The organism is Pseudoalteromonas sp. Ld20, assembly GCF_045064175.1.
Lineage (GTDB): Bacteria > Pseudomonadota > Gammaproteobacteria > Enterobacterales > Alteromonadaceae > Pseudoalteromonas > Pseudoalteromonas neustonica.
The window spans coordinates 45,398-63,757 of the sequence record NZ_JBISHB010000033.1; the positions used below are offsets into that span (position 1 = coordinate 45,398).

Here is an 18,360-nt window from a genome sequence, read left to right on the forward strand (position 1 = left end):
CGACAGCTTAAGCGTTTATAAATCCGACTTTTGAGCTAACTACTCACTTTCTCCACGGGCAGCTTTTGTTAATTTAACTAATGCCTTACGCACAGCCATTGGGCTGTCACAAAGCACATTAAATGCAATGTAATAGTTACGTTGTTGGCTTTGCAGGTAAAACCCCTGTGGTAATAGGCCGCTCATAATGGGTGATGGGTCATTTACATTGCAGTGTTGTTTTAAAATTAAGCTCATGGCATCTAGATGATCGCCGTTCATATGCTCAATCATATGTTGTTCTTGTTCTTCATCCCACGGCTTAGAGGGTTGTAGCCACTCATCTTGTTCTAACCAAAATATTTTTCCAAAGCCCCCGATATAACGCACGCGTATTGCATCTAATTGCCAAAGATTAAAATCATGAGCGTTACGATAGCTTTGTGCTTCTGGGTAAAGGACTATGTATTTGTCGATTAACGATTCAGCTTTATCGGTGTCAACTAAACGGCCATCACCCACAATTGTTACACGGCCATGCTCATTTTGATCGCCTTGCTCGGCGGCATCAAATACCGTTAAACTCATGCGGCTATCATGTTGTAGGTTTTTGGTATGCTGGGCGATATTGCTAATAAAAAAGTAAATACGGCCTTGCTCGTCGCACATATAAGGGGCGACGGAGCCAAAAGGGTATCCTCTTAAGTTATGAGAAAGGGTCGACATAACCCCACTACTTTTTGTGAATACTAACGTTTTTGCATCGTGAAGGGCTTGCTGCCTCATAAAAATTCCTGGCGTTGAAAGTCGCAAAATCTAGATTTGTTTATTGTTACACGTAATTCTGCTGTTAAAATGACTATTTTGCAAATGATTCTTGTTTACGGTGGAGTGATTGCTTTATATTAGGCACATTCTTATCAAGTTGCTCATGCATGTTGTTACTTGTTGGCGTTAATCGAAATTTTATCCAAGCACTCATGCGGTGTTAATAGGATAGAAAAGGGAGTTATTTTGAATATTTATAAGTATTGTTGGTATGTATGCTTGATGCTTTTTAGTGCATTTAGCTCTGCGGCTGAGACCGTTAATGTTGTTACCCAGCAAGTTGAGCAGCAGCAACTTGCTCCTAAAGTGACGCTTACGGGGTCATTAAAAGCGCAGCGTCATGCGCAACTTTCGGTACTTGCTGAAGGGGTAGTCACCGATATTTATGCTGAGGCAGGTCAATACCTAAAACAAGGCGAACCTTTACTCGCGTTAGATTCCGCATTAATTAAAGCACAATTACAAGCCAATAAAGCGGCTGTAGCTCGTGCGCAAGTAACCGTTGATGATGCTAAGCGTCGTTATACTGAAGCGCAATCTTTATCCAAACAAAAATTATTTGCAGAGACCGAACTTGCGCAGCGCTACGCAGCCGTTAAAGGTGCTCAAGCAAGTTTACTTGAAGCCCAAGCGAACGAAACTTACCAACAACAGCTTTTAGTGCGTCATCAGCTAGTTGCTCCTTTTAGTGGCATTATTGCTAAGCGTATGGTGAATGTAGGGGAGTGGGTTACCCGTGGTCAAAGCGCCTTTGAATTAGTGAACAATGACAAGCTGTGGCTTGATTTATATATGCCTCAAGAGCACTTTGCAGCAATAGATATTGAAACCATAGTTGAAGTGTATTTAGCTTCACGGCCAAATGAAGCATTTACAGCAACAGTCATTGCGAAAGTACCTGTGATAAATATCACTCATCGTAGTTTTTTATTGCGTTTACAACTTAATAATACGGGTGACTTACAAGTTGGTTTATCGGCAAGTGCAGCAGTGTCATTAAAGCCAACGGCTAAAGCCAGTGTTGTTATCGATAGAGATGCGCTGTTACGCCACCCTGATGGAGGCTTTAGTGTTTTTACTGTGCTTGAAGGAGTCGCTGTAAGGCAAAGTGTTCAAGTAGGCGCGCGTATGAATAGCCAAGTAGAAGTAATTGAAGGTCTAAAAGCTGGGCAATGGGTGGTAACTCAAGGCAATGAATTATTACAAGATGGTCAAGCAGTTAAGGCGATATCGCCAACGGGGATTCAATAATGCTCGAAGGCGCAGTTAAACATGCAACATTGGTGACGGTTGCGGTACTTATTGCATGTATTTTAGGATTAGTAGCCGCGTTTAAAATTCCTGTTCAGATGATCCCTGATTTAGATGTTCGCACTATCACTGTAGTGACCCAATGGCCAGGTGCTACACCACAAGATGTTGAAAAAGAAATACTCATAGAGCAAGAACGCTATTTACGCTCGCTCCCAAATTTAAAGCGTATGTCGAGTTATGCTAATACCGGCGAAGCTGAGGTTGAACTCGAGTTCCCATTTGGCGTTGATGTTAATGAGGCGCTTATCAATGTTAGTAACGCATTAGCACAAGTGCCTGATTACCCAGAAAACGTCGATCAACCCGTGCTCTACAGTAGCTCATTTTCATCCAATGCTTTTATGTTTTTTTCATTAAAACCGCAGGCGGGTAATCCGCTTAATATCGATATCGACATGCTACGTGATTTTGCCCAAGATAACGTACGTCCAGAAATGGAACGTGTGGCTGGTGTATCACAGGTTAGCGTTCGAGGCGGGGCGTTGTATCAAATACAGATATTGATCGATCAGCAAAAGCTTGCAAGTCGAAATATTAGTTTGATAGCAGTGCGAAATGCGATACGTAGCCGCAATCAAGATGCTTCAGCGGGTGATATAGATAGCGGAAAACGCCGTTACTTACTGCGTATGGTTGGGCGCTTTCAATCGGCGCAAGAACTAGAAGAGTTAGTCATTGCTCAGCATGAAGACCGCACTGTACGTCTTAAAGATGTTGCGAAAATAAAATTAGACCATTATGAACTGAGAAACATTTCTTATAACGATGGCGAGCGTAATTTAATGCTATCGGTACGCCGCGAAAGTGGCTCAAATGTAATGGCAATTAAAGACGAAATGACGCAAGTTGTACAGCGTATTAACCGTGATTTATTAGCGCAAAATGGCCTGCAATTAACCCTACTCAGTGACGACGTGCGTTATGTAAAAGGCTCAGTTAAAAATGTATGGACTAACTTAGCTATTGGGGCGTTACTGGCAACTTTAGTGATGTTCTGGTTTTTAAAAAGCCCGCGTTCTACGTTGATTGGTGTAATGGGTGTACCAATTTGTACGATTGCCGCATTTTTAGGTTTATTACTCTTTGAGCGAACCATTAATGTTATTTCATTAGCGGGGGTTGCCTTTGCGATTGGCATGACGGTTGATAATACCATTGTGGTACTTGAAAATATTGAGCAAGCTAAACAACGTGGTCTGTCAAAATTAGCAGCCGCTATTGCTGGCGTGCAAGAAGTATGGCCTGCGGTTTTAGCTTCAACAATGACCACAGTATTGGTGTTTGCACCTATTTTATTTATTACACAAGAAGCTGGCCAGTTGTACTCAGATGTTGCGATTGCCATTTCTGGGGCCATTATAGCTTCTATGCTGGTCGCGTTATTAGTTGTACCCGCGGCTTCTGCACGGTTTGCTTGTGTAACAAAGTCTAATGGCACAATGACATCGAAAATGCGACTACCTCAGTTTATTCCTGCATTTTTAGCCTCTAAAGTTCAGCGTTCAGTGTGTGTTGTTGTGGCTGTAATCGGTTTAATTGGTGGCGCTTGGTTATTTATGCCGGAAGCCGAATACCTTCCTGAAGGTGAAGAACCAAAAGCGTTTTCAATGATGATAGCACCCCCAGGATATAACTTGAGCCATATGCAAAAAATTGGTGATGAGTTATTGACCTATTTTAATAATCATTTAAATGCACCAAGCAGTGACTTTGCGCAGGGGAAAACCGATTTACCATCATTAAAGTATTATTCGTTATCGGTTGGGGTGGGCAATATTTGGTTTTTAAGTGAGCCGAATAATCCAGAGCATATTGACGAAATGATGGCGGCGATAACCGCTAAATTTAAAAGTTACCCAGGAATGCGAGCATTTTCATCACGAGGCTCGATTATCTCTAGTAACGACGGTGGTACGCGCGCGGTAGCACTAGATATTAGTGGTACAGAGCAAGTGGACTTATACCGTGCTGCCGATGCTGTATACCGCCTTGCGAGTGAGGTGTTTGATAATCCACAAGTTGACTCTGAGCCGTCTTCACTAACGCTTGATCAGCCATTAATTGAAATTCAACCTCGTTGGCAGCGTCTTGCTGAGGTGGGCATGACCGCCGATGAGCTGGGCTATACCGTTGCAGCACTTAGCGACGGGGCCTATGTTGATGAATTAATTTTAGGTGATGATAAAGTGGATGTGTTTATATTCTCAGAGGCAGGTAACAAGCAAAGCTTAGAGGGGCTTGAGCAAGCACCCGTCGTAACATCGCAAGGTTTGTTGCCGTTAAACGCCTTGGCTAATTTAAGCGAAAAAGCCGACAGTGACAGTCTACGCCGAGTAGATGGACGCCGTACAGTAACTGTTTATATTATTCCACCGAGGGATGTAGCTCTAGAGCGTGCCCAACAAATGGTCCGAGAAAAACTATTGCCACAACTGCAAAAGCAGGGCGATTTATTACCTGGGGTAAATATAAGTATTGGTGGCGCTGCAGATCAGCTTGAAAAAACACGCAATGCATTAAGCAGTAACTTTATAGTGGCTTTAGCCTTGTGTTATTTGCTTTTAGTGGCAATTTTTAAACACTGGGGACAGCCTTTATTTATTATGGCAACGGTGCCTTTAGGCATGGCTGGTGGCCTACTTGGATTAAATGCAATTAACGCTGTAGGTTCTGTATTTGGTGGGTTTTATCAACCGTTTGATATGATCACTATGCTCGGCTTTTTGATTTTACTGGGCACAGTGGTGAATAACCCAATTTTAATTGTTGATCAAAGCCGTCGTAATTTAGCCGCAGGGCTTGAGGCTTATCAAGCTGTTATTGGTGCACTGGAAACGCGATTAAAACCAATCGTTATGTCAACAATGACGACCTTATGTGGCTTAGCGCCATTGGTATTTATACCCGGTGAAGGCTCTGAGTTATATCGTGGAGTCGGGATCATTGTCCTATGTGGCATTGCTGTTTCAACGGTTGTAAGTTTAACCGTATTACCAGCTTTGCTATTAATGGTTTATAAGCGCAAGGATTAACACCACGAAATTAAGCTCGGCGTTAGTCGAGCTTAATAGTTAAAGCTGTGGTGGTATAAATTGAAATTGCACAGCGTATGAGGTTAATGGCTTACGATTTGGCTTATTTATTTAGCTGATAGTATTTTAAAGCTTTGCTTAGCTTATTAATGCTGTCATATTTTAGCCCGTAGTTAGAAGGAGTAGCTAAATGAAGACGGTCGTTGTGTTAGGCGGATATGGTAACTTTGGTAAAAGAATTGTTGAAAATCTAGCAAAAACAGCAGGAATAACAATACTTATTGCAGGTAGGAATAACGATAAAGCAATTGCACTTGCTAAGCATTTACAACCGAAAGTAGCCGCTATTTTAGCGCCTTTAGTTATTGATATTTTTGCTGATGATTTTAAAGCTAGATTAACAAGCCTTGCGCCATTTTTGGTTATTCATACTAGTGGGCCTTTTCAAGGGCAAGATTATAGAGTACCCAATGCGTGCATTGAGTGTGGATCACATTATATTGATTTAGCTGATGATCGCAGGTTTGTTTGCGATATTAATCAGTTGGATAGCAAAGCTAAAGAAAAGGGCGTACTTATAGTTAGTGGTGCCAGCTCTGTGCCGGGTTTATCTTCTGCGGTTGTCGATCATTATCAAAATCAATTTAGTACTATTGAATCAATTAATTTAGCGATTGCGCCAGGCAATAAAGCGGAGCGAGGTGTGGCTACCGTTGCTGCAATATTATCTTATACCGGACATCCGCTAAGTGTGTTTAAAAGCGGTCATTGGCAAGATGTCTATGGTTGGATGGACTCAAGGGTAAATGATTTTGGCAGCTTTGTTGGTAAGCGTTGTTTAGCCAATGTGGATGTGCCCGATTTAGAGCTTTTCCCGAATCGCTATAACGTATCACAGCAAGTGAGTTTTCAAGCGGGTTTAGAGTTGGGCATATTGCATTGGACGATGGTGGGGATGGCTTACTTATCAAAAATTGGCATTGTGAAAAGTTGGGCGCCGTTAGCGAAAGCCATTGTGAGCACGAGTAATCTTTTTTTACCATTTGGCACACAAGATGGTGCAATGGAAGTACTCATTAGTGGGCAAGATCATAGTAATAAAACAAAACAAATTAAATGGACACTATACGCACCAAAAGGTAATGGTCCATATATTCCAACGCTTTCAAGTATTGTATTAGCCAAAAAATTGTTGAGCAGTGAGGCGTTTATTGCAAAGCAGGGCGTGGGTGCAATACCATGCGCAGGGTTATTTGAGCTTGATGATTTTAGTCATTATTTTGATACGCTCGGTATCACATATCAACAAGAAATGTCGTTAGATAATCAAGTGCAGTACATATAATGGAATATTATTTGCTCTTAAAGTTACTTCATATTCTTGCTGCAGTTGTGGTAACGGGAACTGGCGGCGGTATTGCTTTTTTTATGTTTATGGCAAATCGTTCCAACAATCCACAGGTTATTTATATTACGGCTAAGCACGTTATTTTAGCAGACTGGATTTTTACAACCCCAGCAGTCATTATTCAAATTGTCACGGGCATAATGTTGATGGGCAAGTTAGGGTACTCGTTTTCAGCCCCTTGGTTTTATTGGGTTGTTGGGTTATTTACTTTTATAGGTGTGTGTTGGTTGCCTGTGTTGCGTATTCAATACAAATTACGTGAGCTTGCTAAATTATCGGTAGAGTTAAATCAAGTTACAGCAGAGTTTAAATCATTGATGAAAACGTGGACTTTATTAGGAATTCCCGCTTTTGCCGCTATTTTAGGGATATTTTGGTTAATGGTGTTTAAACCATTTTCGCTTGTGTGAGGTGGCTTGGGTATGTATAACTTTAAGCAAGCAACATTGCTGTATGCTACAAAATACGCATTGGCATTTTTGTGGATTTTTACCGGTTTAACCTCCGTATATTTTGCACCTGACGTTGGCTATGAAATTCTTGCGGGCGCCAATATTGTAGGTCTACCAGCTAAAGCTGCAATTTACGCTGGTGGTATGTTAGATATAGCACTTGGGCTTTGGCTCGTCACATCTTTTAAAACCCAAGTTTGCTGTCTTGTTCAAGTGGCGGTAATCATTACTTATACTGCGCTGCTAACGTTGATAGATGCAAGCTTTTGGCTGCATCCGTTTGGGCCAATTACTAAGAATATTCCAATTGTTGTTTTGATCTGTTTTTTATTTAGTGAAAATAAAAGTCAAATTACAATTAAGTAACAAAGGGCTAGCGTTGACTCGCCCTCTATTTATTTACTCATACCCTCTGGCCTTTTTAGTTTTGATTATCGCAATATAGCCATGCCAGCTGGCGTAACTAAGTAGCGGCATAATCACAATAAACCCTGTTGCTCCGGTTGCAAAACCCAGCGCCACAAGTACAAAAATACAGATAGACCACACCACCATTGCAGAGAAATTAGTTTTAACAGCGTGCATGGACGACATGACAGCGGTCATAATATCGACCCGTCTTTCCATCATTATTTGCGGCGTAAACGCTGAAATTGCAAATACAGTGACTAACAAAACCCCGCCAATAATGGAGCCTAAGGTTAAAAATGCTGATAATTCTTCAAAGGTAGGGTTAGCATGGCTTGGGTAAAGTGCATGTACTAAGGCTGCAAGGCGCATCCAAACAATCATAATAACCATCAACAAAATTGCAAAACCCCATTCCCCAACAGGATTCCTAAACATTGATTTTAACGAATGTGTAAGTGTGGGTTTATGCCCTTTTTCAAGCTCCCATGCTACATCATATAAGCCAACAGCAAATGCAGGCCCAATTAGAGCAAACGCGACGGTTGCAGGAATAATCACAATATAAGTTCCTGCAAATACGGCGGTGTAAACAATAGCTAAAGGAATAATAGTAAAAATTAATCCGTAAATTAAGCTCAGTATTGGTGCTCGCGTCATATCTTTAAACGCAAGAGCAAGCCAATGAAATGCAGCGAATGTATTTACCTTATTGCATTGCAAACAGCGGGCAAACTCTGTGTTTTTATCAACCGTATTTGTTGTCGGCATAAAAGTGCTCCATTTGATAGGTACTCTTTAGGTTTAGAACATAGATGTATTATTTACAAATCATCAACTAATTATTTGTAGCTTGCTATTAGGGCGTGTTGACCTTTCGTGATTGATTTTGCAGCAGTATGTTTGGTATTTAGGCAAGGCAGCGCCTATGCAGTGTGGTTGTTCCCCATAAATAGGCGATAACGCAGTATAAATGCCAAACATGCGCTGCCCAAAGGGTTCTTCCTAGGGGCGATTGACTCTTTGTTGCTCGGTTTTGACTTAGCCCGCTAGGTTACAAACCTCGCGCCGCGATTAAATCGCCCCTAGATTGAACAAATTTCAATCCACAAAGGTCAACACGCCCTAGCATCTTCAATGGTTGTTAAGTGGTCGCTTGTTTAAAAACTAATTAATTAGTTGATAGATGGAATTATGCGCGCTATAGTATTTAAAACTAATTAATTAGTAGATTAAAAGAAAGGGTTAAATACGATGGCTAGAAATAAATCAAACCAGCTTACCGATGGTGAGCAAAGTATTATGGAAGTGCTTTGGAAAAATGGTGAAGCATCTGTGCGCGACATAACGGATGAACTATCAAAAGAGAAGCAAACGGCTTACACCACAACACAAACCCTGTGTAAGATCCTTGCTGAAAAAGGCTATGCTGATTTTAGAAAAGAGGGTAAAGCGTTTATTTATATCCCTAAAATCACTCAAAAAGAGGCCCGACAAAGTGCATTAACCTCAATGTTAAACAAGTTTTTTGGTGGCTCACCCAAGGTGTTGGCGCAACACTTAATGCAAGAGACCGACATAGACCTTGATGATCTAGAAGCGCTGCAACGTAAAGTCGACCAAAGTAAAGACTAACAAACCAAGATAAGGACGCCAAGGCTATGATGATTGAATATACTTTATTAACAACGTTGGCATTTCACCACCTAATTATTGGTTTTATCCTTTTATTGGGAATTGCGTTGATTAATAAGTGTGTACCATCGAGTGCGGAGCTGCGCAGTTGGTTATGGATGACGGCATTTATTGTCGCAACAGTCATCCCCTTCACTTTGATCACAATGGATGCAGATAAAACTTCAAGCGTTATAAATTCAGTTGCGCAATCGGTTGATTTAAAAATAGAAGATAGCTTTTCAGCAACTGATAATAAAGTCGCTATGAGTGATCAGGAGAGTAACTGGCATTTACCCAGTGAGATTGTATTTAACTTCTCTTTTTTACTCAGTATTGGTGTCCTACTTTGGTTTATAGGTAGTATATGGCGTGGATTTACGGTGTTATCGTCATATGTACAAACACGAAACTTGCTTCGCTCTACGATAGAAAAAGCGCCGCACTTATCGGCCCATATTAATACAGATGTTTATACTTCAAGCAAAGTATCCTCGCCTTTGGTTATTGGGTTTAAGCAACCTAAAATCATCCTTCCAAAAAGCATTACTGAACAACTCAAGCATGAGCAATTACTGGCGATAGTGCTCCACGAAAACGCGCATATAAAACGTAAAGATAACTGGTTTGGCTTATTTCAGGAGATCATTGCTATCTTATTTTGGTGGAGCCCAGTGATCCGCCTGCTTAATAAGCAAATTCATGTAGAGCGTGAAATAGCGTGTGATTTACGCGCAGTGAACGAAATTAAAAATACGCAGCAATACGCGCAGTCACTGATTGATTGTGCAAAATTAATGGTGATGGAGCAGCGGAGCGTGTTGGCAATGGGACTATTTAGTAAGAAAAAAGAGCTGAATTATCGTATCGGCGCGGTTTTAGAAAACAAGCAATTTAAAAAGCCACGTATCACGATTATTATGCTGGTATGTGCAGGGCTAACAGTCACCACAATTCAAGCTACACAGGCCTTTTCACCTAAAGTCAGTATTAAACACACCGTCGTTGATGCTCGACATTACTCACTATTACCGCAATTTGAAAGTACCTTACTGATTGATGCCGTTACTCGTAATGACATTGGCGCAATTAAAGCACTGAAAAATGATGGGGTTGATATTAACGTGCCAGTTATTGGCGATGGCACTGCGTTGATGATTGCGGTGAAACAAAACAACAAAGCAATGACACAGGCATTGATTGACTTAGGCGCTGATGTAAATCAGTCATCAAGTGGTGATGGTAACCCGCTGATAGTCGCTGCGATGAGTAATAATATTGAACTGGCAACGCTATTGTTAGATAACGGCGCTGATATAAATGCAATTGTGCCGCGAGATGAAACACCGCTTATCAATGCAGCGTATTTTGGTTTTTACGACATGAGCCAATTACTAGTTGCACGCGGAGCTGATGTTAACTTAGCGGTTACGACAGGGGTTTCTGATGGTTATCAGCGACGCTCGCCTCTAAATCGTGCGCGTACTGAGTCAATTAAAGCGCTATTAATAGCTAATGGCGCACGCGAATGATCTATATCTTACTTCACTTACCACCTTAGCGTGCTTTAAGTCGGTTGGCTTTATTTAGCCTGCATCACGTTTATTTAAATTACTTCAATTAATTGTTGATTGATTTTCACCCTACTTTTAGTGGGTTAGCCAAACTCGTTCTAAATAAAGGAAATAGTATGTTTATACCCAAATATTCCTTATTAAAGAACACATATCACACAAGAAATAACAACGAAGGTGACACCATGATCTTTAATACCCCCATATTCTTTTGGTTTTTTGCCATTTTTATTTTGTTTTACGGGTTTGTGTTTTTAAAACAAAAACCCAAAGTGTACTTAATTTTAGTTGGTAGCTTAGTGTTTTACGGCGCGTGGAATTATAGTTTTATTCCATTGTTGGTAGGCAGTGGGGTAGCCGATTACTTTATTGCCCAAGCTATTTATAAAGCATCAACGCTGCAACGTAAAAAACAATGGGTGATTTTATCTGTGGTGCTTAATTTAGGTTTACTTGCAGTGTTTAAATATGCCGATTTTGCACTTAACTCTGTGTCTGAGTTGTTATCTTCGCTTGGTTACAATGCCTCTATTGAAACATTAGGTTGGGTGCTGCCCGTTGGTATTTCTTTTTATACTTTTCAAAGTTTAAGTTACACCATTGATGTTTATCGTGGCGACATGAAGCCACGTAAAGGCTTAGTTGAATTTGTTGCTGCGTTATCGTTTTTTCCTCAATTGGTTGCAGGGCCTATTCTTCGTGCAAGCCATATATTGCCACAAATGCACGCCATCGCATTACCTAAATATACTGCTGTAAAACATGGCTTTTTACTGATCACTGTTGGGCTTATCAAGAAAACGGGGGCTGATATATTAGCTATCCCAGCGCAACATGCTTTTGAAGCAAAAGGCCCTATTAGCACGCTTGAACTTTGGACTGGAGTACTGGCATTTGCAGGGCAAATCTATGGCGATTTTTCGGGCTATACCGATATAGCAATTGGTATTGCGCTGATACTTGGTTTTAGTATTCCATTGAACTTTAGAGTGCCTTATTTTGCGCTTTCTCCGGTTGATTTTTGGCGCCGTTGGCATATCTCCCTCTCTACATGGTTACGCGATTATTTATATATCTCATTAGGTGGAAACAGAAATAATAACCGTACCCGTAATGTGTTTTTAACTATGTTATTGGGTGGTTTATGGCATGGTGCGGCGTGGACCTTTGTTGCGTGGGGCGCATTTCATGGCGCTATTATTACTGTCACGCACTATTTAGCAGGGTTGAAAATATTTGCACGTTTTAATCAATCCAACGCGCTGCTTGTTACTTTTATTAAGTGGGCTATCACGTTTTATTTAGTCCTTATAGGTTGGGTATTTTTTGCAGCCAACGACTTAACTTCTGCCATAGATATTATTACTAATTTACATGTATTTAATTCAACAATAGCAGCAGGAAGCAACGCAATGACTATTTTTGTAATGACCAGTGTATGGATGCTACTTGTACATATTATGGATTTTTACGTAATAAAGGGCGCTGACAAGCTGGAAAATAAACCCTGGCTATTTTGGCTGTTAATGATGTTAGGGCAAGGCGTGTGTTTATTTATCGGGGAGCCAAGTAATGAGTTTATCTATTTCCAATTCTAATCATCAAGGTACAGCAACAATGACATCACAAAAATTATATGGAAAGTCGATTCTTGTTATTGGCTTATGTATGGCTTTCGCACTTATCAGTATTCATCTTATTTTGCATGGGATGGGGGCAAATTCACAAGGCGTATTAGGCAGGGTCACTGAGTCACGGGCGGCTTTGCCACAAATAGTGAAAGAACCAAACGATGTTGTGATGTTTTTTGGTTCATCAATGGCGCGAGCTGGGTTTTCGCCGCGAAAATTTGATGCTGATTTAGCGCAGCGGGGTAAGCAGGTTAAATCGTTTAATTATGGCTTTGGTGGGCTAAACCCATATTTTCAAGATTTTTTGTCACGGCGTATTGCGGATGAATTTATCGAAGAAGATCGCAAAATAAAGCTAACCATGATTGAGTTTAATCCGTTTCAAACCACGCAAACACGCTGGGATAGAGCTGCGCCAGTTTTAGACTCGTTTTTAACGTTGCTTGCCAATGACGAGGAGTTAATGGAAATTGCAAAAAATGATCTTACTCGTGGCGTACGGTTATTCAATATAAAGTATTTGCGCGGTAATATATCAGCTGAAATGATCACCAGCTTTTTTGGCCGAGGGATGTTTCCTCCTCAGTCACATCAAACGTTTAAAGATGATGATGAAACTATTGCGCAACGTCGTCGCTTAGGGCGATTGCTTGGTCAGAAGTTTGATGAAGAATACCCTGATCATAAGCCGGTAGAATGGAGCTATGAATGGCAAGGTGGCGGGACTATTCCACAAGAGCGTTCAGCAGAAACATTAGCCATATTTAACGACTATTACCGCGTTACGCAAACCGATAACGCAATGAGAAATGACCGCCTCAGTCGCATTAGTAGTGCCGATATAGAGCAGCTTCATTTTGAGCCATTATTAGTTGATCACTTTATTAACATTGTAAAAAACTTTCAACGTGTATCTGATAACGTTGAAGTGATCATGCTGCCAAAAAACAGCAAGTGGATAAAAACAACACCAGAGGCTGAAAAACGTTTAGCTGCGGTAATTACGCAAATAGAACAAGCTACTGGTATTCAGCTGAAAAACCATCAAAATATACCGCAAATAACCCCGCAAATGTACCGTGATACCACGCATTTATCGCGTTATCGTGGCGATATTGTTTACACAGATTATCTAATAGATCAGTATCAAAGTTTGTTTTAGTTTTTACAGTGGTTAGGCTGAATAAGTTACATGCATCAGCGGGTGAGAAAGATCCTAACTTATCACGTTGATGCTTTTCGCCATTATTTGGTGAGAGTTGTTATTCAATATTGTTTATTTAAAAGTTTTAAAATTTAAGTTGTTGATTATTAATTGCTATTTATATGGCTTAATATTTGCTGAATGAGTGTAACTTAATTAGGAATAGACACTCATGCTATTAGATATTCAATCATTACGTCATCAATATAATAAAAGCAAAGATGCAAAATGCGCAATTAATACATTATCGTTGCAAGTTGAACCTGGTATTTTAGCCTTGTTAGGCCCTAATGGAGCAGGAAAATCTAGTTTGATGAGAATTCTGGCTACCATTACTAAGCCAACACAAGGTGTCATTTTATGGCAAGGCCAAGATATTGTTAAATCACCACAATTGTTACGCAAAGAGCTGGGCTATTTACCTCAATATTTTGGCGTGTATGAACAGCTGTCGGGTATTGAGTTTTTGCAATACATGGCAGGGCTTAAAGGGCTTGAAAGTTCCCATGCCAAGAGTGTTATTGATGATTTACTGAATAAACTTAATTTAACTCACGCCGCGCATCAGCCGCTAAAAGGCTACTCTGGCGGTATGAAACAACGCATTGGAATTGCGCAGGCGTTATTAAATGATCCTAAATTATTGATCATTGACGAGCCGACAGTTGGTCTTGATCCGCATGAACGCGCCAACTTTAGACAGTTATTGACCGAGCTTGCGGCGGATCGTTGCATTATCTTCTCTACACATATTGTGTCAGATGTTGAATCGATTGCGGATCGCATTGTAATTATGCGCGGTGGCACGCTTATCCAATCAGCAACAGCAGATGTATTACAGCAAAAAGTGGCTGATAAATGCTGGACACTAACGGTTGAACCATCGGAGCTGAAACAGATCCAGCATGAGTATATTGTTAGCCACAGCATTCGAAAAGAAGGAAAGCTTGAATTAAACCTTGTTGCGGATCATTGCCCTGACTCTAAAGCTACGGAACGGGCGGCATCACTTGAGGATGCTTACTTGTATTTTACCAGCGAGCAATCAGCATCTCACAGCGCAGTGAGGATTCGTTAATGAAACAGATTTGGCAATGTATGGTAGCTGACTTTAAACAACGCACACGCCAACAAAGTTATATGGTGACCTTGTTGGCTATGTCTGTATTAACGTTATTGTATTTTCCATCCCCTGATGCGCAGTACCAAACTTTGGTTATTAATGGCTACCGCGGGATTTATAACAGCGCGTGGATTGGCGTATGTTTAGCGATGCTGAATGTCATGTTCTTACCCATTATTTGTTTTTACTTAGTTAAAAATGCACTTGAGTTAGATAGGCAATCAAAAACGTGTGAGCTTATTGCAGCAACGTCGATTAGCAAACAGGCTTTTTTATTCGCTAAGTGGGGAGTAAATGTACTGATTTTACTTTCAATTGTATTGGCGATGTTGCTCAGTAGTGTATTGATCCAACTTTATTATGGCGAAAGCTACCAGATTGATATGTGGGCACTTGTTTGGCCGCAATTAGTGTTTGTTTTACCGCTGTTATTAGCAATTGCATCAATTGCTATTTTGTTTGAGTCGATAACGTGGCTCAAAGGTGGTTTTGGTAATGTGGCGTATTTTTTCTTGTGGATTGGCTCGATAACGCAAAGCATTGCAGGAGTGTCAGGCATTGGTGCGGTGCTTGAAAGTTTAGATATGGAGGTTGCTGCGCGTTTTCCAGCAGAGCAAGGTGGCACCAATGTTGGCATAACAGCGAGTGAATCTGTAAGCACATTTGTTTGGCATGGGTTTGAGCCAAGTGTTGTGCACCTCTTAGGAATGCTGCCTTTGTTGATGATCAGCTTAATAGGTTTGAGTTTAGCATTTTTATTTTTTGATCGTTTCAGTAATGGCTCACTGAAAGAGGCTAAAAAGCCATGGCGAATAGTCAGCGTAATTGAAAAAGTCACAGGAATACTCGATAGATTATTTGCTGGCGCAACAAAGTCATTCGCTTTTACATGTTTATTACGATTAGAGTTTAAGTTAATGCTCAAAGGGCAAACAAATCTGTGGTTCATCGGGTTGGTCACTTTGAATATATGCCAAGCTTTTGTTGATCAGGATCTGTTATTGAGCCTTTTTTTACCTATCTCATTGCTGTGGTGTGTATTGGTTATATCACCATTAGGGCAGCTAGAGAGGCAAACAAATACCTTTGAAATTATGGCTTACAGTAAGCAATCCCCATTATTGCAAAATATGGCGAGTTTTAGTGCTGGCTGGGGACTGTTAGCATTAGCGTGTTTAGGTAGTATTGCGCGGTACGTAGTAATGGCGGAGTGGTTGCTGCTGGTACAATTGTTTGTGGCTATTTCGTTTATGGTTTCATTAGCCTATTTTTGCGGTGCATTTACGCAAACAAAGCGAATGTTTGAAGTCGTGTTTTTAGTTATTTGGTATATAGGGCCTCTGCAAGCTGGATTATATTTAGACTTTTTAGGCGTGAACAGTCAGTCGAGTTGGGATGCAGGAATGCCTTATTACTTTTTGGCTATTGCTAGTGGATTATTGCTATTAACAATGAGTATTAAACGAACCCGTTAATTAAAAGAGTATCAGGGGGACTTTACCTGATGCTCTTTTGTGTACTTGAGGGTTACGAACTTTAATTGTTTACGAGATATAAAGGCTATCATCACTAACACGTAGTGCCATACAATCGCTCTGGCCATTTATAATCATACTTTTATCAACGCGTACCCCAGCACCTGCGTATTTCCCTGCGGCGGTAAAACTACATATCTGTACAAAGTAGTCACCAACTTTAGGCAGTGCAAATAGTTGCTGGTATATTTGATCTTGTGCGGCAAAATGACCCACGGTTTTTTCTATGACTTGCTGTTGTTCATCAACGAGTTGAATATTAGCACCGCATCGGCCAACGATCGGTTTAACTACATAACCTGTTTGTAATAATTCATCATTTAGAGCAAATGCAGTATTGAGTAAAAACCGATGGTTTGGAAACAAGCTCCATAACACAGGTAAAATCGCTTTATTACTTGGGATCAAGGTCCAAAGTGGCTCAAACACCATGACGTTTTTACGCAGCAGTACATCAACTAAACGTGGCGCTTTACCCGCTTGCCACTGAGGTTCAAAATCATCCCCTTGGGATTGATCTGCTTCACACTCTTGCCTAATTTGATCTAATGCAGTTTCCCATGACCATGTTTTCCAGACAAAGTTGAGCTTTTCACCATCAGCATCAACTATATTGCCGGAATCATCCCAGCGTAAACTCTTTAAACCAATAATTACTTTGCATTCAAAACCAGCAGCTTCAATAGTTTCTTTCATAAATAACGCGTGATAATGCTCTTCTGGTTCGTCATCTTGTAAAATATGTATAAGGCCTTTTACTTCACTTTTTCGCCATGCTTTAACTAAATCTTTAAAGAGATCATGGCCTGCATCAACACCTGTTTTAACACCAAAATGTTTAGCCCATTTACCCTGTATTTTACCGCTTTCCATATAGCATGACGCGGAGTCACAGTTGTATTCATATACTTTTAATCCGGCAGGTGTGAGTGCAAAATCAAACCGGCTGGTGATCAGTTGGTTTAAGCGATTATCCCATGATTGGCGAATTTTATTGAGTACGACATCAGGTAAATTAAACTTTTTTAATAATTCAGGGTGCTGCAACACATAATCTGTAGCATGCATAAATAAGCCATGTAACTCATTGGTGGCATGTTCAATCGTTTGTTGTGCAGTATTTGATATAGCAAAGTAATGATGTTGATCTGCACTTACTGAAGTTAGTTTATGGCCTTGCATCATATCTACGTAGGCGGCTTCGTCGTCATTAGCAATGTTAAGCCATGACTTTTTGGCCTGTCCAGAGTCAGTTGCATGTTGAGGTTTGATAGCAAATAGATCTGTACTTACTTCAGGCGTTGGCTCGCTAAATTCGCTCTGATCAGTTTGTGTCATCCAGCCTAAAATAGTGGCATCGCTGTAAGAACACTCAATCCAGTAGTCACCTTGCTGTGTGATTTTAGCTTTGAGCTCACGGCACCATTGCTGGCCCTGCGGCCATACTTGATGGCCAACATTTTGTTCTGCTAGGCGAATTTTATCTGTATGGACTTCAACTATAACAGCAACATGACCTGTTTCTTCAAACTCTCCGCCTTCTTCCCAAATGAGTAAACTTCCCACTGTTGGGTGGTGTTTTGCACCATTACGAAATGCATGCAAAGGAAGTCTAGTTTGGCTGTTTATATCACGCACCGAGCGTAGCTCAAAAATATCATAAGCCATTGCAATGTCATCAAATATATAGCCGTGATTGAGATACACCCAGCGGCGCGCAAATTCAACACATTGCCATTTATAGCCCATGTAAATGCCATCGAGATAACTTCTGTAGGCATTCCTATTTGGGTAGGCTGTTTCATCAGCACTGTCGTAGTCAGACGAATAAACAGCAACATTACCAAGTGCATAGCCTAATAGCTCTCCAAAAGGGCTAGCAGGTACGTGAGATTTTTTAGACAAAGCAGTTCAAAAATTAGGGAGTGATAATCTGCAGACTATAGAAGTGTATTGGTTTGATAGCAAGTTAAAAACAGAGCCTTCAAGTACTTTTTATTTAGTTAAAAGAGTTTAAAATTTAATGCTTTTTGTTAGGAATAATAAGCGGTAATTGGTTGTCTCTTATTATCCGAATTTTTAGGGATGATAAAAATTAATACGTGTTTTTTACAGCACTTAAATAGCACTTAAAAAGTCGCTTTTTAGGCCAGTAAACATTTAAGCAATTATAAACTAGATAGCAAAGTATGTAGTGG

14 protein-coding genes are annotated in these 18,360 nt (G+C 40.5%); 11 read left to right on the forward strand and 3 right to left on the reverse strand.

Features of this window, described 5'->3' with window-relative positions:
• Positions 1 to 39: 39 nt before the first annotated feature.
• Positions 40 to 765: a HugZ family protein gene (locus ACJJVX_RS08795; RefSeq protein WP_064435305.1), complete on the reverse strand. Its 726-nt coding sequence runs from the start codon at positions 763 to 765 to the stop codon at positions 40 to 42.
• Between the two features lie 228 nt (positions 766 to 993).
• Between ACJJVX_RS08795 and ACJJVX_RS08800 the strand changes: the two genes are divergently transcribed.
• From ACJJVX_RS08800 to ACJJVX_RS08820, 5 genes are all read left to right on the forward strand, one after another.
• A complete protein-coding gene (locus tag ACJJVX_RS08800; protein ID WP_231658955.1) occupies positions 994 to 2,058 on the forward strand; it encodes an efflux RND transporter periplasmic adaptor subunit in 1,065 nt (354 codons plus the stop codon).
• Positions 2,058 to 5,153, forward strand: a complete 3,096-nt coding sequence (locus ACJJVX_RS08805; protein WP_405631104.1) for an efflux RND transporter permease subunit — start codon at positions 2,058 to 2,060, stop codon at positions 5,151 to 5,153. The genes ACJJVX_RS08800 and ACJJVX_RS08805 overlap by 1 nt, the downstream gene beginning before the upstream one ends.
• Before the next feature lie 190 nt (positions 5,154 to 5,343).
• Positions 5,344 to 6,498: a saccharopine dehydrogenase NADP-binding domain-containing protein gene (locus ACJJVX_RS08810; protein WP_170173012.1), complete on the forward strand. Its 1,155-nt coding sequence runs from the start codon at positions 5,344 to 5,346 to the stop codon at positions 6,496 to 6,498.
• An 11-nt stretch (positions 6,499 to 6,509) separates the two neighbouring features.
• Entirely contained in the window at positions 6,510 to 6,971 is a 462-nt protein-coding gene (locus ACJJVX_RS08815) for a DUF2269 domain-containing protein (RefSeq protein WP_235575736.1), read from the forward strand.
• 12 nt (positions 6,972 to 6,983) lie between these two features.
• A complete protein-coding gene (locus tag ACJJVX_RS08820; protein WP_054203442.1) occupies positions 6,984 to 7,379 on the forward strand; it encodes a DoxX-like family protein in 396 nt (131 codons plus the stop codon).
• A 33-nt stretch (positions 7,380 to 7,412) separates the two neighbouring features.
• Here the strand turns inward: ACJJVX_RS08820 and ACJJVX_RS08825 are convergent, their stop codons facing one another.
• Positions 7,413 to 8,192: a DUF2189 domain-containing protein gene (locus ACJJVX_RS08825; RefSeq protein ID WP_054453771.1), complete on the reverse strand. Its 780-nt coding sequence runs from the start codon at positions 8,190 to 8,192 to the stop codon at positions 7,413 to 7,415.
• A gap of 483 nt (positions 8,193 to 8,675) precedes the next feature.
• Here ACJJVX_RS08825 and ACJJVX_RS08830 point away from each other — a divergent pair, with 483 nt between their 5' ends.
• From ACJJVX_RS08830 to ACJJVX_RS08855, 6 genes are all read left to right on the forward strand, one after another.
• Complete coding sequence (locus ACJJVX_RS08830) at positions 8,676 to 9,056, forward strand: BlaI/MecI/CopY family transcriptional regulator (protein WP_054203440.1); 381 nt, start codon at positions 8,676 to 8,678, stop codon at positions 9,054 to 9,056.
• Positions 9,057 to 9,082: 26 nt separating this feature from the next.
• Positions 9,083 to 10,627, forward strand: coding sequence for a M56 family metallopeptidase (locus tag ACJJVX_RS08835; RefSeq protein ID WP_405631107.1), 1,545 nt, complete (start codon positions 9,083 to 9,085; stop codon positions 10,625 to 10,627).
• A 227-nt stretch (positions 10,628 to 10,854) separates the two neighbouring features.
• Positions 10,855 to 12,267 carry an MBOAT family O-acyltransferase gene (locus tag ACJJVX_RS08840; RefSeq protein WP_405631108.1) on the forward strand — a complete coding sequence of 471 codons (1,413 nt, stop codon included), beginning with the start codon at positions 10,855 to 10,857 and terminating at the stop codon, positions 12,265 to 12,267.
• Positions 12,242 to 13,462 (forward strand): hypothetical protein, encoded by a 1,221-nt coding sequence (locus tag ACJJVX_RS08845; protein WP_405631109.1) that lies wholly within the window; start codon positions 12,242 to 12,244, stop codon positions 13,460 to 13,462. The genes ACJJVX_RS08840 and ACJJVX_RS08845 overlap by 26 nt, the downstream gene beginning before the upstream one ends.
• Positions 13,463 to 13,676: 214 nt before the next feature.
• Positions 13,677 to 14,582, forward strand: coding sequence for an ABC transporter ATP-binding protein (locus tag ACJJVX_RS08850; RefSeq protein WP_054453778.1), 906 nt, complete (start codon positions 13,677 to 13,679; stop codon positions 14,580 to 14,582).
• Positions 14,582 to 16,102 carry a hypothetical protein gene (locus ACJJVX_RS08855; protein WP_405631112.1) on the forward strand — a complete coding sequence of 507 codons (1,521 nt, stop codon included), beginning with the start codon at positions 14,582 to 14,584 and terminating at the stop codon, positions 16,100 to 16,102. The genes ACJJVX_RS08850 and ACJJVX_RS08855 overlap by 1 nt, the downstream gene beginning before the upstream one ends.
• Positions 16,103 to 16,171: 69 nt before the next feature.
• Here ACJJVX_RS08855 and gss read toward each other — a convergent pair whose 3' ends face one another.
• Positions 16,172 to 18,067: a bifunctional glutathionylspermidine amidase/synthase gene (gene gss, locus ACJJVX_RS08860; protein WP_405631113.1), complete on the reverse strand. Its 1,896-nt coding sequence runs from the start codon at positions 18,065 to 18,067 to the stop codon at positions 16,172 to 16,174.
• Positions 18,068 to 18,360 lie beyond the last annotated feature (293 nt).

Excerpts from the sequence above, each read along its gene's own strand:
- ACJJVX_RS08845 (WP_405631109.1), top strand. The coding sequence starts at position 12,242 with ATGAGTTTATCTATTTCCAATTCTAATCATCAAGGTACAGCAACAATG.
- ACJJVX_RS08805 (WP_405631104.1), top strand. The coding sequence starts at position 2,058 with ATGCTCGAAGGCGCAGTTAAACATGCAACATTGGTGACGGTTGCGGTA.
- ACJJVX_RS08850 (WP_054453778.1), top strand. The coding sequence starts at position 13,677 with ATGCTATTAGATATTCAATCATTACGTCATCAATATAATAAAAGCAAA.
- ACJJVX_RS08830 (WP_054203440.1), top strand. The coding sequence starts at position 8,676 with ATGGCTAGAAATAAATCAAACCAGCTTACCGATGGTGAGCAAAGTATT.
- ACJJVX_RS08810 (WP_170173012.1), top strand. The coding sequence starts at position 5,344 with ATGAAGACGGTCGTTGTGTTAGGCGGATATGGTAACTTTGGTAAAAGA.
- ACJJVX_RS08855 (WP_405631112.1), top strand. The coding sequence starts at position 14,582 with ATGAAACAGATTTGGCAATGTATGGTAGCTGACTTTAAACAACGCACA.
- ACJJVX_RS08820 (WP_054203442.1), top strand. The coding sequence starts at position 6,984 with ATGTATAACTTTAAGCAAGCAACATTGCTGTATGCTACAAAATACGCA.
- ACJJVX_RS08835 (WP_405631107.1), top strand. The coding sequence starts at position 9,083 with ATGATGATTGAATATACTTTATTAACAACGTTGGCATTTCACCACCTA.
- ACJJVX_RS08795 (WP_064435305.1), bottom strand. The coding sequence starts at position 765 with ATGAGGCAGCAAGCCCTTCACGATGCAAAAACGTTAGTATTCACAAAA.
- ACJJVX_RS08825 (WP_054453771.1), bottom strand. The coding sequence starts at position 8,192 with ATGCCGACAACAAATACGGTTGATAAAAACACAGAGTTTGCCCGCTGT.
- ACJJVX_RS08840 (WP_405631108.1), top strand. The coding sequence starts at position 10,855 with ATGATCTTTAATACCCCCATATTCTTTTGGTTTTTTGCCATTTTTATT.